This is a genomic window from Okeania sp. SIO2B9 (genome assembly GCF_010672505.1).
In the GTDB taxonomy this organism is placed as follows: domain Bacteria; phylum Cyanobacteriota; class Cyanobacteriia; order Cyanobacteriales; family Microcoleaceae; genus Okeania; species Okeania hirsuta.
The window spans coordinates 1-15,085 of the sequence record NZ_JAAHGK010000007.1; the positions used below are offsets into that span (position 1 = coordinate 1).

The window sequence follows — 15,085 nt, forward strand, 5'->3', positions numbered from 1 at the left end:
TCAAAACTATAGTGCCACACTATAGTTTTGAATTAATATATGTAGTCTCTGAACAGAAATTATATCTGCTTAAACTAACTAGCTATCCCTTTAACGAACTCAGAAGTCAGAAGTTAGATAGGCGAGAGCGTCGGATTGGTGACCTATAGAAGTTATTTTTGTAAGAGGGATGTTAAGACGCGCTCCAAAAATATTTCGCCTTAAAAGGCGGGGTTGCGTGACCCAATTATTTTGATAATTTAAGAGTAGTAACAGAATATAAATACAAGCAATAATAATAACATTTAGGCTAAACCCATTTACAGTCTAACAATATAATTGGGCTGAAATAAAAACAGGTCACTATTGGAGAATAGTCAACATGAGCAAAATTGAAACCAGAACCGAACCCATGGTCATTAACATGGGACCCCATCATCCCTCAATGCACGGCGTATTGCGGTTAATTGTCACCTTAGATGGGGAAGATGTAGTTGACTGTGAACCTGTGATTGGCTACTTACACAGGGGCATGGAAAAGATTGCCGAAAACCGCACTAATACAATGTTTGTCCCTTATGTTAGTCGTTGGGATTATGCTGCGGGAATGTTTAACGAGGCCGTAACGGTGAATGCTCCGGAACAATTGGCCGATATTGAAGTCCCCAAACGGGCTAGCTATATCCGGGTAATTATGCTGGAACTAAACCGGATTGCTAATCACCTCTTGTGGCTTGGCCCATTCTTGGCTGATGTTGGTGCCCAAACTCCTTTCTTCTATATTTTCCGGGAACGGGAAATGATTTATGACTTATGGGAAGCTGCTACAGGTTATCGGATGGTGAATAATAACTACTTCCGTATTGGTGGGGTCGCTGCTGACTTACCTTATGGTTGGGTAGATAAGTGTGAAGACTTTTGCGATTACTTTATGCCAAAGGTTGATGAGTATGAACGCTTAATTACAAATAATCCTATTTTCCGTCGCAGGATTACGGGATTAGGTGTAATTAGTAGGGAAGAGGCGATTAACTGGGGGCTTTCTGGTCCAATGTTGCGTGCTTCAGGTGTTAAATGGGACTTACGGAAGGTTGACCACTATGAATGTTACGACGATTTCGACTGGGATGTTCATTGGGAAACTGATGGAGATTGTTTGGCCCGATATTTTGTGCGTATTCGGGAAATGCGGGAGTCGGTCAAGATTATTCGTCAAGCAATAAAGGGACTTCCTGGGGGACCTTATGAAAATCTGGAAGCAAAACGGATGGCTGGAGGGCCGAAGTCTGAGTGGAATGGTTTTGATTATCAATTTTTAGGTAAGAAAATACCTCCTACTTTTAAGATTCCTGAAGGTGAGCATTATGTTCGGATTGAAAGTGGTAAGGGAGAGATTGGGATTTATATTATTGGTGATAATAGTCCTTTCCCTTGGCGTTTTAAAATTCGGGCTGCTGATTTTGTGAATTTGCAGGTTTTTCCTCATATTTTGCAAGGTGCAAAAGTGGCAGATATTGTTGCTATTTTGGGTAGTATTGACATTATTATGGGGTCTGTAGATCGATAGTTAATTTATTTAAAATAAGGGAGTAGGGAATTTTTTCTTTATTCCCTTTTTTTTAGGTTTTAGGTGATAGGTTTTAGGTTTTAGGTTTTAGTAGTACTTATATGAAATATAAAAAAGAATGCTACGAATAATTTCCCTGGTTAAAAGACTTTACTTAGGAATGTCGATTTGACTAAAAACAGAGTTTTACTCTACTATAACGGCCGTTTGCTGGCGCACAACTATTGTTAACGTCCGTACAGGAGTCAGCAGAGTAGGTAGAAAGGAGTTTTTCGGTGATTAAATAGGAAGAAATGGGTATAATTTGCACTATTTTTTTTGCTGAAAATTTACCCAAAAAATTTGAATTTCATACCTCAAATCAGCAACGCCAAGGATTTATACCTTTTTGAGGCAAAACTCTCTGCTTGTATATATTTGAAGCTATTTTATGATTCTATTTTGTGTAAGTCTTATTAGTGACTCTTTGAAGTTAGGAGTGGTTTCGGCATCATCCCTAATGCGGACTTTACAGGGTGGGAAGAGTCTGAGTACGTTGTCGAATGAGACATAATTTTTTTTGTCAAGTTATAGCGCTGTGCGCAGGGAACAGGGAACAGGCAACAGGCAACAGGGGGAATAAAAAACCGATAATATAAGGCTTTTAGCTATTGGACACCTCTTGTAATTTGTAAATATCCCAGCGCACATTGCTATATAGTGCTGCCCACAGACAACAGGCAACAGCGGTGCGACCCCGCGACGACGCCAGTCGCAAGCGGTCGGACCCCGCGACGACGCCAGTCGCAAGGGAATGCCGACCAAGAGAGGGAATGCGCACCAAGAGAGGCAACAGGCAATAGGGGGAATAAATTGCCGATAATATAAGACTTTTAGTTATTGGACACCTCCTGCAATTTGTAAATATGCCAGCGCACATTGCTATAGAAAGAATTTCATTTTGATCGTACTAAATTTTACCGACAATTATATAGTTCATAACTATAATTAACTTTGGGTAAAATATCGGGATTCTCCCAACAGTTGAATTTCTCTAAATCATTTTCATTTACTTCTAAATTCACTGCCCATAAATCTAGAGGTATGGTTTTTTCTTTCAAGATTTGAGCAATTGTTGAATCTGGTAATAATGGTGATTTTTCTGTTTTTTTTGCCAGAATAAATTCTAAGGTTGGTGTTGGTAAATTAGTCTTTTTTTCGAGATGTTGAAAATATAAACCAATAGCCATTAAAGCACGAATTTCTGAGTGAGTTTTATAACTCATGGCAATCAAGATTGGGGCTTGAGATTTTGTTTGAATGATTTTGGCTAATAAATCGGCTCGTCGTGATTTTTGATAGGCATAATTTGTAACTACGCTTAATGCTCCACATAATCCCATTATTAATATTATGACAACTACTTTTTTTCCTGTTGCTCTGAAAAAAGTCGGAATAATTTTAAACAGTTTGCTTCTTTGTTTTTTCTCTGCAATATTATTTTGCCAACAACTCGCCATAATTGACCCCAACAACAATAAAACTACAGGAAAATAAACAAAGCTATAACGAGCGACCAAAGATATATCTTTTCCTAAACCATAAATTACAAATAAAAATAGGAAGATGGCAAAGCCTAAAAACCATCCTAATATCTGAAGAGAAAGACCTGCTAATGGAGAGGCAATCTCTACTTTCCACCCTTGCCATAAACTAGGAAAAACCCAGACTAATACTAACAACATTGTCACGCCAGAAACAATGCTAATAAAAGTATTTGTTCCCTCCACTGGCAACATAAATATCATTGTTATTCCCCATACAAATAAACGCAGGATAGGTTGCCAGATTTCATCTAGGTCATAACTGGTATCGATCCAACTCGTCAAGTCATTGCCCGAAATACCTGTCACTGCTGGCAACCAGACTAAACAACCGAGCAAACTTCCCAACCCAACCGCATATATGCGCCACCAATAACGTTGATAAAATTGTTTGATATCCCTTAGCAAAAACCCACCCATAACTAAGCCTTCCGCAGCTAGGGTTAATGCAAAAAAGTAGTGGGTGGCGATGCCTAAACTATTAATTATTACCCACAAACATCCTAACCATAAAGGTAATATTTTTTGCTGCTGAATACAGCGTATTGCTTCGATGAGACAAGCTAGAGAAATGATTATCCAGAGGATAGTTAGGGTGTAATGACGCGCTTCTTGGGCAATGTAGATGCCGAAAGGAGACACCGCCATCAGTGCAGCAGCTATTTGCCCCACTATCTGAGAGCGAAAGGCAAAGCAACCAAGGGCAAATATTGCCGGAATAGCTAATACACCAAACAAAGCACTGAGCGATCGCCCTACTGCTAATGATACTATTTCTCCATCTGAGGTAAATATTTTTAGCCAAAAATGAGTCAGCAGAAAATATAGAGGGGGATGAGTGCTTTCGGTCATTAGGTTGTGAATGACGTCGCTGTAGGGAGTTGTTGTGTCTAAGCATAAAGGTGAGAGGAGTTGTTGCCAAGTGATGACTTTATCTAGGGGAATCTCAAGAAAGTTATGACCGAGACTGTAACCTAAAGTGGATATTTCTATAGAGTCAGCGGGTTTGTCTGCCGAAAAATTGTAGCGGAGAATAGTACCTATTAGAATTGAGATGCTTAGTAGGAAATAGTTGAAGTTATTTGTTTTTAGACTTTTTCTGGTGTTAATTACGATTGCCAATTTAGTAGTGACCTCTTAATCTATTTGATACAGAAGATTCCACCAGGTGTGAGGTACACCCATAGCGTGCAAGATGCTATAGCGGGCAAAAGACCCGCACTGGGAACATTTAATTGTTAATATCTGTACTTTAGGCGTTGGTAATTAGTAAGATGATTTTCTAGCAGGGGTGATACTCATTACTTGCTCTGGTTAAAAATTTAGAGTGAGTCAGAAGGGGATTAGTCTGAAAGTTTCATCTCTTGATTTACCAACGCCGTACTTTATATACTTGGAATCTGCTGTATCTTTTTCATTTAACTTTTTGAATTTGACATCCTCCCCGGCCTAAAAGGCGCGGGGATTCCTACCGAGCCGTAGCCCCTCGGCGGGTTGACATTTCATAGGCTGCTGCCTCCTTGACGGTGGTCTTACGCTTGCCTCCACGTCCATTTAAAGTCTCGGATTGCCCACCCGCGACTAATATATTGATGGCTGCATTTTCATCTCGGTCATGTTTAGCACCACAGTTGAGGCATTCCCACTCCCTAATTGAAAGGTCTAGTTTCCCACCCTTAAATCCACAGCAAGAGCAGATTTGAGATGTTGCCAGCCATCTATCAATTACTCTAAATCCACGACCATATTTTAGAGCTTTTCCTTCTAGGAATGTTCGGAATTGTCGCCATCCCAAATCTGAAATCGCTCTAGATAATTTCCGGTTTTTAACCATTCCGGAAACGTTTAAATCCTCTAAAATAACTGTTTGGTTATCACGAATTATTTCAGTGGATAATTTATGTAGAAAATCAGTCCTTGTATCTTTCAGTTTGGCATGAAATTTTGCTATTCTCAACCGTGCCTTATCATACCTTTTAGACCCTATAGTTTTTTTAGATAATGATTTACTTAACTTCCTGTATTTATTGATTCGTTTCTTTAATGGTTTTGGAGCATCAATTTTCTCACCATTGCTCAAAGTTGCAAAAGTTTTAATTCCTAAATCTATACCTACTGAATTATCAGTTTGAGGCAAGATTTCCGGTTGTATTTCTACTACAAAACTTAGAAAATATCTATTGGCAGAATCTTTAATTACTGTTACTGACGACGGGGCAGCAGGTAGCTCTCTAGACCAAACTATCTTTAACTTACCAATTTTAGCTAAATAGACTTTATCTTGATGTAGTTTAAATCCCCTCAAGGTGAATCTCGCAGTTTGCTTAGACTTTCTAGTTTTTAACTTAGGGGGCCTTACAGGTTTACCCTTTCTTTTGCCTTTGGTTGAAGTAAAAAAGTTTTGATAAGCCTGGTTTAAATCGTTTAATGACTGCTGCAATGGTACAACTGAAACATCCGATAACCATTCTCTCTCTTCAGTTTTTTTTGCAGATGTAATAAACTGTTTTTGTAGTTCAGAATTAGTCGGTTTCTTCTCTCCTAATCTATACTTTTGTTGAGAGAAAGCCAGACTATCATTCCAGACAACACGAACACAGCCAAATAGTTTTGCTAATTTGTGTTTTTGTCCCGGTGTTGGATAGATACGATACTTATACCTAGCTTTCATAATTGCATTTTTAAACTAACAATATTCTAGCAGATTTCTCAACAAAAAACAACTCAAAAGTCGCCCTAAAAGGGCGAGGCTTCAAACCCAATTTTTCGGTGAAAATTTTAATTATCGCCATATCATATAATTATTTTTGATTTTATATTATATCATGTCTGGATAATTAGTTATAAAAAAACTTTCTCCTTCTCGTCTTCTTTCTTCTCTTTCTCGTCCTCTTTCTTCTTCTTTCTTCCCTCCTGACTCCTATACTTCGACAATCCGACACCTACCCTACCTAACTCATTGATCGTTTATTTATAACTGTTCAACGGGACATGATATTACTCATCAGGTGTTTATAGACAATAACAATAGTTTAATTATAGAATGTATTCTGTGTTATCTTAGTTTTTGTTGTCGCAACCAAGTATCTGCCCAAATCGCATCATCTTCTAATAGACATCTGGTAAAAATCCAAAATAAAATCAATTATTATCCATAAATTATCAATTATTCCCCTCCCAGGAGGGGTTCGGGGTGGGTTCCCTGTTGCCTTCCGGAGCTGTTGCCTGTTGCCTCTTTTCTGGAGATGTCTAATAATTCTGGTACTTGAATTGCTTGCTGACCTTTGTTTAAGGTATCGCAATTATAAAGAGTATCGCCAGCAAATAAGTTGAATCTTTGGTTTTCTGGCAATTTATAATTAGCTGTAGCAATCTCAATTGCTAAGTAAAATGAGTTTATTAGAACAACAAGAAGGTAAAGAAAATGCGGAATGTTAAAAGATTTCCCTTTGTTGAGCGTTGCTGAAATGTAATGGTAAGTAGCTGAAGGTAAAATTGAAAAACTTATGTTTTGCGTTGATACTTAATTTAAAAATCATTACCATTCAGAAACGCCTCATGTCCGTTGAATAGCGCGATCAAACTCCGTTCCTCTTTTCTACACAATGCTACGCAAACGCGATCAAAAACTTTCTTCTCCTCTCCCTTCTTCTTTCCTCCTGACTCCTGACTTCTCCAAAGTTATTTATAACTATTCAACCGGACATGATATAAATATTGTATTTCTGCTCAAGAAAGGTTTAAACTTAATTCAATGCCTTACCTTATAAATAGACAGAATGAAAAACATCAAACTTTTTTCCATGCTTCCCAAAGTTTTTGAGCAATTAGGTAAACTATTTAACAAAAGTTATATCAAACTAGGGGCGATATTAGCCCTGATTACTCTGATTGGTCTTTCGACTGTAAATCATCATGGGATATCGGTTGACGAGCATCTATATCTTAAAATTGTTCAATGGAATTGGGAATTCATTCAGGAAGGAAAAACAATACCATCAGATTTGAAATTTTATGGAATTGTTTTTGATAAGGTGGCTGAAATCATTTTTCAAGTTAAGCATTGGCTCGAAACTCATTTATTTTCTCGTCCTCCCTTAGAACCATACCTATCAGCAGTTGATTCAGAAATTCTGGTTCTCGATCGCTTTTTAACTAAGCACGTTTTTACCTTTTGTGTTTCTCTAATTAGCTACCTATCTGTCGCTGGAGGCATTACACTCCTTTATGGAAAAAAATGGGCTTGGTTAGCTCCTCTAATGCTCGCTCTTTTTCCGCGATTTTGGGGGCATAGTTTTTTTAATCCTAGAGATATTCCTTTTGCTGCTTTATTTAGCCTTTGTATTTATCTAGGAGCATATATTGTTGAAGAAATCAAACAAAACTCAAATTCACCATTTTTTTTGGGAATTCAGCGCACTAGCATTAGAGCGATAGGCTATGGTATTTTAGTAGGGTTGCTCAGTGGTATTCGGACTGGTGGGTTTATGATGTTGGGATTTGTAGGGTTGGTATCTTTAATATTAATTCCCCGAAACAATATAGGAAAATTTCTCAAATTTTACCTAGTTAATTATGTTTTAATGACGGTCAGTTGGGCGATCGCTCTTTTCTGTGTTACCCCCTCTTCTTGGTCAAACCCTTTTCGTTGGTTTTGGGATGCCATCAGCTATTTTTCCCAACATGAATGGCCTGGATCGGTTTTATTTAAAGGAGAATTTATTAAAGGTTCGGAACTACCCTGGGATTATCTTCCTACCTGGTTTCTGATTACGACTCCTTCAATATTTCTATTTTACTTTTTGTTAGGTTTAATCGGTCTAACTAGAAAATATCATCAATTTAGCGATCGCCAAAAAGCCTATATTCTTCTGGTGATTTTGCAAATCTTTCTGTTGCCGATGATTGCCATTATCAAAAGTTCTACTATTTATGATGGGTTAAGACACTTTTTGTTTGTAATTCCGGGAATGGCGATCGTCACAACGATTGGCTTCATTTGGAGCTACCAACAGATTTCTCAACCCAGGTTTAAGCGTTGGTTAGTAGGGGTCACTTTACTAGGAGTTCTGATTATTCTGTTTGATATGGTAACAATACATCCTTATGAGTATATTTATTTTAATCGAGTTTTTGGAGGATTACAAGCTGCCCATCGGCAATATGAAACTGATTATTGGGCATTAAGCATGAGAAATGGTATAGAATGGATTAATCAGAATGGTAAAAAGGGAGCGATCATAGCTGTTCCAAGATTGTGGAGTTTATACTCCGCAAAACCATTTGCGACATCTGATTTTACTGTCATCGATCAAAACGAGTTAAAAAAAATGAAATTAGAACAACCTGATTATTATTTATATTTTTATCGTTTCAAGTATGAAGAAAATTTTCCCAGTTGCGATCCTGTTTATTCTGTCACTCGTAAAGGTGTTCCTTTAACAACAGTCAAAGACTGTACAGCTAACACAGATGAATCATATTAAATACACAGAATGAAAAATATAAAACTTAATTTCAGCATTTTCCAGAGGTTTTGGGCAATTGGTAAACTATATTGGTGGGAATCTCCAGAGAAATGGCGAGCAATTGGTTTATTTATATTGCTGCTTTGTCTTCTCAGTTTAGATTCAACTATAGGACTTAATCAACTCAAACAACAAGGAGAATTAATCTCTGCTTTAGTTGATGGGGACTCTGAAAGATTCTGGAAATCTGCATTTTTCTATATTGGTGCTTCTATTGTGTTAGCTGTTACTGTTGCTACTTGGCAGTATTTAGAAGATAAAATTCGTTTGCATTCCCGAGAGTGGTTAACTAAATTTTATTTAGATAAGTATTTCCAAAATGATTGCTTCTATAAAATCAATACCCTCTATCGAGAAATTGATAACCCCGATCAGCGAATTGCAGAAGATATTGCATCATTTTGTCATCGTTCTGTAACTCTATTTAGGCAGTTTGCCTTAGCAATTTTTAACTTGTTTGCATTTGGAATTCTACTTTGGGAAAAATCAAAATTATTGGTTCTGATTTTAGTCATATATTCTGTAGGAGGTATGCTAATTACAACTATAGGTTTTGGTAAAATTTTGATTCCAATTAAAAAAGAACAACTGAAACGAGAGGCAAATTTTCGATTTGGTTTAGTGAGAATTCGAGAGAATGCTGAATCAATTGCTTTTTATAATGGAGGCGATAGAGAATTTAGCTACATTAAGCAGGTATTTGCTCCGGTTTTAAGTATTTATAATAAAGTAATTACTTGGGAGAGAAACTTAGATATTTTTCAAAACATATATAATTATATTACCTGGATGTTACCCGCTTTAATTATTGGTCCGAGAATTTTGGCAGGGGAACCAGGGTTGGAAGTGGGAGCAATACAAGAAGCTAATGGAGCTTTTGGAAGGGTCTTTAGGTCTTTGAATATCATAGTTAGGATGTTTGAATTTCTCACCAGTTTTATCGCAGGAATTGAACGTTTAGAGAGTTTTGTTAAAGTTCTAGAAGAACCAAAAGCATCACCAGTCGAGGGTAGTACAACAATTGATACTGTTGAAGATTCCCGTTTAAGTTTACAGCATCTTACTTTGCAAACTCCAAACTATCAAAGAACTTTAGTTAAAAATGTATCTATAGAATTAAAACCGGGAGAAGGACTTTTAATTGTGGGGGTGAGTGGTAGTGGAAAGAGTTCTATTTTGCGAGCGATCGCTGGTTTGTGGAATTCTGGCACTGGGACAATTTACCGACCGAAACTAGAAGAGATTCTTTTTTTACCACAACATCCTTATATGATTTTAGGTTCCCTACGAGATCAACTGCTATATCCACGCACTGACTTAAATATCTCTGATGAAATAATTTATCGAGTGCTTAACCAAGTTAATTTGCCAAAATTAGCAGAAATATTCGGTGGTTTAGATACCGTTGAAGATTGGGAGAATATGTTGTCAATGGGAGAACAACAGCGGGTTGCTTTTGCTCGTTTGTTGTTGACTCAACCCCGTTATGCAATTTTAGACGAAGCAACGAGCGCTCTGGATGTGCAAAATGAACAAAGTCTTTACCAACATTTGCAAAGTTTATCGACTACTTATGTTAGTGTCGGACACCGACCAACTTTGTTACAATATCACCACCAAGTTTTGGAAGTTATGGGTGATGAAACTTGGCGAGTGACTTCTGCACAAGATTATAAGTTTATGCCAATTCATTAAAATAGGGAATAGGGAATAGGGAGTAGGGAGTAGGGAGTGTGGGGAGATGGGAAGTATGGGAAAAAATTAAAAAATGTGGTAGTGGTACATTGTAATGGTATAGGCAGTGGGAGCATCTTCCTCCCATTCTAAGTTTTCCTTAGTTTTGACATAGATAGCGACACAATTTTTTTACCACCCTGGGCCTTAGATATAATTTTGATTAAGTCCGGTCATATAATTACAACTACAGAAGTTAGAAAAAAGAAAGCATCTTTGATAATTACCTTAACCTCAGTCAACTTCTAATAACTTCTAACAACTAAATTTGAAGATAGAAGTGCCTCAAAGATGTAAGATCGAGATGAGAAAACCTAATTTTGATCAACTACTGTAGTTAACAAAGAGAGGAATTGCTTTGAGTCAGCATCCCAATGGTATACCAGCACACGGTGGCCATCTGATTAATCGGATTGCCACACCAGCAGAACGACAAGAGTTCATGGAAAAAGCTGAAAGCTTACCACGAGTACAACTAGATAAACGAGCACTTTCAGACTTAGTGATGATAGCTATAGGAGGCTTTAGTCCTCTAAATGGCTTTATGGAAGCGGCAGACTATGAAACCGTAGTTACTGATATGCGTCTTCAAAATGGTCTACCTTGGAGTATACCAGTCACTCTACCAGTCTCAGAAGAAGTAGCAGATTCAATCAAAGAAGGAAGTTGGGTGCGTCTTGATTCTCCCGATGGAGAATTTGTAGGAGTTTTAGAATTAACTCAAAAGTTTCGCTACAATAAAGCCCATGAAGCAATTAATGTTTATCGTACAGACGAAATCAAACATCCAGGAGTAAAAGTTCTCTATGATGCTGGCCCCGTTAACTTGGCCGGTCCAGTATGGTTATTAGAACGTCATCCTCACCCATTATTTCCCAAATATCAAATCGATCCAGCCGAGTCCAGAAAACTATTTCTAGAAAGGGATTGGAAGACAGTAGTAGGTTTCCAGACTCGTAACCCCATCCACCGTGCCCATGAATATATTCAAAAGTGTGCTTTAGAAACAGTAGATGGTTTATTTCTACATCCTTTAGTAGGTGCGACAAAATCCGATGACATTCCTGCTGATGTCCGGATGCGTTGCTACGAGATTATGTTTGAGAAATACTTTCCTCAAAACCGAGTAATTATGGCCATTAATCCCTCAGCCATGCGTTATGCTGGCCCAAGGGAAGCAATTTTTCATGCTTTAGTGCGGAAAAACTATGGTTGTACTCATTTCATCGTTGGTCGAGATCATGCCGGGGTAGGGGATTATTATGGTACTTATGATGCTCAATATATCTTTGATGAGTTTGAACCCGGAGAGTTAGATATTGTTCCAATGAAGTTTGAACACGCTTTCTACTGTACTCGTACTAAAGGTATGGCCACAAGTAAAACAAGTCCAAGTTTGCCAGAAGAACGAATTCATCTATCAGGAACAAAAGTACGAGAAATGTTACGTCGGGGTGAGTTACCACCACCAGAATTTTCACGACCAGAGGTGGCTCAAGAGTTGGCTAAAGCAATGAAAGCATCTAGCTGATATTAGCAGAAATTTTTCTGGTACACTCCTTAAAGTATGAAGCATGATTGTACCAGAATTTGGAGGTGGGTTGAAAAAGCTATACAAAAAGTAAGCTTTTCAACCTCCACTAAGAATTGGGTAAAGTTATCTATATTAAATTTGCTTTAACTGGATGGCTGCTTAGGAGCTGACCTGAAAGATGTAGTAAATTAAACTCGCAAGTGTTTAAAGTTTGCTATGATCAGCCCTATTGGTTAACTGCAGAATGCTTCAATTATGTAGAAAATTAATAATAATGTTGTGATAAAAAGTCCTGATTGACTCAGTTCAGGTGAGGAGTTTAAGGAAAAAGCATGGGATTAAAGCGGCGTGAATTTCTGCAAAGGGCTAGCTTGGCCCTGGGAGCATTGGGAATAAGTGAAGCATGGTGGTGGCGACTCCAAAGTCGTTACTCAACTGCTCTAGCTCAAACTACTGGACGTAAATTAGCACTTCTCATAGGTATTAACGAATATCCGGATGCAGCTCTATCTGGGTGTGTTACAGATGTGGAGATGCAACAGGAATTGCTAGTTCATAAGTTTGGTTTTTTACCTACTGATATTCTCACTCTCACAAATAAACAAGCAACTAGAGAAAATATAGAAACAGCTTTTATTGATCATCTCACTAATCAAGCTAGACCTGATGACCTAGTTCTCTTTCATTTTAGTGGCTATGGTAGTCGTGTCAGCAAAATGATAAATGAGAATGAACAAAATGAGGAGTTCAGTTCCTCAAAATTAACATTTCAAAATACTCTAGTGCCAATAGACGCTGTATCACTTAACAATGAAGGTAGAGCAATAAATGACGTACTAGAAGAAACTCTATGGTTATTAGTGCAATCGCTTGATACAACAAAAGTAGTGACTGTACTAGACACTAGCTATGTATATCCCGGTCAAAATTTGCAAGGTTTTCTCAGAGTTCGCTCTCGACCTACTTCGACTACGGAGCAAATTAATAAAAAAGAGAAAGCAATGCAAACACTGCTACGTGATCGCCTCTCTTTAGAAAGAAGACAGCCAATTAATCAAAGCCAACTACCAGGATTGATCCTTAATGCTAGTCGAGATCACCAATTTGCTACCGAAACTGACTGGGATGGTTTTAGCTCAGGTCTATTCACTTATGCTCTTACTCAAAATTTATGGTATACAACCCCTGCAACGAAGCTACAAATTAGTTTTGCACAAGCAGGTAGCTTCGTCGAACAATTAGCTGGACCTTATCAGCAACCAGAACTCAAAGAAGCAACAAAACAAAGTATAGCTCAATTTACTGAAGAAGCTACCATAACTCCAGTAGCTACGCCTTATCAAAATCTCTTGACCTCCCTATCACCCCCTGCTAGTGGCGTAGTTAACTCAGTAGAAGATAACGGCAAAACAGCAACCCTTTGGCTAGGAGGACTGCCAATTAACGTTCTTGATGCAGTTACATTTAATTCCCTATTCACAACTGTACCTTCTTCAGATTTAAACTCAAACAACTACCAATTTCAATTACAAATTCGCAGTCGTACTGGTTTAACAGCTAAAGCTTCTATAATTATTGAAACTAATACTTCACAAGATCAGGAAAAACAGAAGTTTGAAAATGGAGAAAATCTAAACAACCAAACACAAAAAAATACTCAAACATCTTCTCCTAATCCTCAACTTTTGGCAGGAGAAATGGTGCGAGAAAAAATTCGTATTTTGCCGAAACCTACTGAATTGACTATTGCTCTCGATCGGGAACTGTCAAGAATTGAGCGGGTAGATGCTACCAGTGGATTCTCCGCAGAGTCCCAAGTTACAGTAGTAAACAATATTCAAGCAGCAGATTATATATTTAGTCGAGTACCAGAAACAACTATTGCTCAAAGTCTCTCTGCTCCTCTACCTTCGATGTACCAAGGTCGTTATGCTCTATTTTCTCTAGGCGAGGTGCTTATACCCACTAGTGTAGGAGAAGGAGGGGAAGGAGGAGAAGCAGTAAAAGTAGCAGTACAAAGGTTAAGTTCCCAATTAAAAACTTTACTCGCAGCTAAAATACTACGCTTAACGAGAAATGAAAGTTCGACTCAAATTAAAGTCAGAGCCAATTTCGCTACTATTACTCCAGAAGCAAAGATAGTTATGCGTAGGGAAACTTTAGGGGTAAGTAATGAGGCGAAATTTAAAACGAACATAGAAGGTGTAGGCAGCTTTGGAGTTTCTGATGGATTACTCACATTACCAATTGGTAGTCGAATTCAATGTCGATCATATAATGACGGCGATCGCCCAGTCTATTTTATGTTATTCAGTTTAGACAGTAGTGGGCGCATTTTTGTTCTCGATCCTGCTGCATCTAATCAACCTCTCAATAATAATGAGTCTTCACAAACCGGGTTAGTTATTTCTCCAGAAGATAGCGTAAATATGCCTCCTGTGATTAGTAATTTTCCTAGAGATACAGAATCTTTTGGGTGGAAACTAATCGGTCCTAAAGGGTTGGCAGAAAGTCTAATTATCTGTAGCCATCAACCATTTAAGGAAACAATAGCTGCTCTTAATGGAGAGGTACGTCAAGCTAGAAACGATGGAGTAATTCAAGAAGTATTAAATCCTTTGAATGTAGCACAAGCAGTATTACGAGACTTACAAAGTGCTAGTCAATCAGCTGTTCAATCAAGTGGGTTATCAACTGATGATTATGCTCTAGATATTAATAGTTGGGCAACTATGAGCTTTTTGTGTAGGATCGTTTGAAAACAATACTTTCAATCGGATAATTTCAGGCATAGGGGTTTGAGTAACCTCTTTTTTTTATCTGTTTTTTCACTCTCGCAGCACACATAGTGTGATACCAATTTGATAACTGTTTGTTACAAATACAGTAACGGTACTTTGATATTTTTTACAGCGAAAATGCCTTCAAAGCTAGTAGGGTTCAACAATTAATAATTAATAATTACCTTTCCTTGAAAAGAAGAGGATTGACTAATCATGAAAATTTTTCTTTATTATCCTCTGAAAAGGGAAGGCGCATACCCATAATTTTTCGGTAAGGGAAATACGTTGCTCTGGCTAAAAATGGCTCTTTGCGTAGCATTCCGCAGGAAAACCTAGATATATCAGGAAAAAGGTTGGTTAAATGTAAAACCTTGACA

Annotated in this window: 8 protein-coding genes; 5 read left to right on the forward strand and 3 right to left on the reverse strand. The window is 37.8% G+C overall.

Translation table 11 applies throughout. The annotated features are described in order from the left end of the window. The first annotated feature begins 361 nt into the window (after positions 1-361). Positions 362-1,546 carry an NAD(P)H-quinone oxidoreductase subunit H gene (locus tag F6K13_RS00775; protein WP_124147001.1) on the forward strand — a complete coding sequence of 395 codons (1,185 nt, stop codon included), beginning with the start codon at positions 362-364 and terminating at the stop codon, positions 1,544-1,546. Between the two features lie 956 nt (positions 1,547-2,502). Here the strand turns inward: F6K13_RS00775 and F6K13_RS00780 are convergent. The 3 genes from F6K13_RS00780 to F6K13_RS00790 form a co-directional block, all read right to left on the reverse strand. Next, on the reverse strand, positions 2,503-4,251 hold the full coding sequence (locus F6K13_RS00780) for a glycosyltransferase family 39 protein (RefSeq protein WP_124147002.1): 1,749 nt from the start codon (positions 4,249-4,251) through the stop codon (positions 2,503-2,505). Between the two features lie 346 nt (positions 4,252-4,597). Beyond that, positions 4,598-5,800: an RNA-guided endonuclease TnpB family protein gene (locus F6K13_RS00785; protein WP_124147003.1), complete on the reverse strand. Its 1,203-nt coding sequence runs from the start codon at positions 5,798-5,800 to the stop codon at positions 4,598-4,600. A 495-nt stretch (positions 5,801-6,295) separates the two neighbouring features. Then, positions 6,296-6,481: a hypothetical protein gene (locus tag F6K13_RS00790; protein WP_124154512.1), complete on the reverse strand. Its 186-nt coding sequence runs from the start codon at positions 6,479-6,481 to the stop codon at positions 6,296-6,298. 427 nt (positions 6,482-6,908) lie between these two features. On the opposite strand from F6K13_RS00790, the gene F6K13_RS00795 reads away from it, so the two are divergent. The 4 genes from F6K13_RS00795 (at position 6,909) to F6K13_RS00810 (ending at position 14,684) form a co-directional block, all read left to right on the forward strand. Then, positions 6,909-8,615, forward strand: coding sequence for a hypothetical protein (locus F6K13_RS00795; RefSeq protein ID WP_124147004.1), 1,707 nt, complete (start codon positions 6,909-6,911; stop codon positions 8,613-8,615). Positions 8,616-8,624: 9 nt separating this feature from the next. Beyond that, positions 8,625-10,352: an ABC transporter ATP-binding protein/permease gene (locus F6K13_RS00800; RefSeq protein WP_124147005.1), complete on the forward strand. Its 1,728-nt coding sequence runs from the start codon at positions 8,625-8,627 to the stop codon at positions 10,350-10,352. A gap of 397 nt (positions 10,353-10,749) precedes the next feature. Continuing rightward, complete coding sequence (sat, locus tag F6K13_RS00805) at positions 10,750-11,922, forward strand: sulfate adenylyltransferase (protein ID WP_124142833.1); 1,173 nt, start codon at positions 10,750-10,752, stop codon at positions 11,920-11,922. Positions 11,923-12,257: 335 nt separating this feature from the next. After that, positions 12,258-14,684 carry a caspase family protein gene (locus F6K13_RS00810; protein ID WP_287286667.1) on the forward strand — a complete coding sequence of 809 codons (2,427 nt, stop codon included), beginning with the start codon at positions 12,258-12,260 and terminating at the stop codon, positions 14,682-14,684. Positions 14,685-15,085: the final 401 nt, after the last annotated feature.

What these genes read in the sequence shown, in the direction of transcription:
- F6K13_RS00810 (WP_287286667.1), top strand. Translation starts at nt 12,258, where the DNA reads ATGGGATTAAAGCGGCGTGAATTTCTGCAAAGGGCTAGCTTGGCCCTG.
- F6K13_RS00785 (WP_124147003.1), bottom strand. Translation starts at nt 5,800, where the DNA reads ATGAAAGCTAGGTATAAGTATCGTATCTATCCAACACCGGGACAAAAA.
- F6K13_RS00800 (WP_124147005.1), top strand. Translation starts at nt 8,625, where the DNA reads ATGAAAAATATAAAACTTAATTTCAGCATTTTCCAGAGGTTTTGGGCA.
- F6K13_RS00775 (WP_124147001.1), top strand. Translation starts at nt 362, where the DNA reads ATGAGCAAAATTGAAACCAGAACCGAACCCATGGTCATTAACATGGGA.
- F6K13_RS00795 (WP_124147004.1), top strand. Translation starts at nt 6,909, where the DNA reads ATGAAAAACATCAAACTTTTTTCCATGCTTCCCAAAGTTTTTGAGCAA.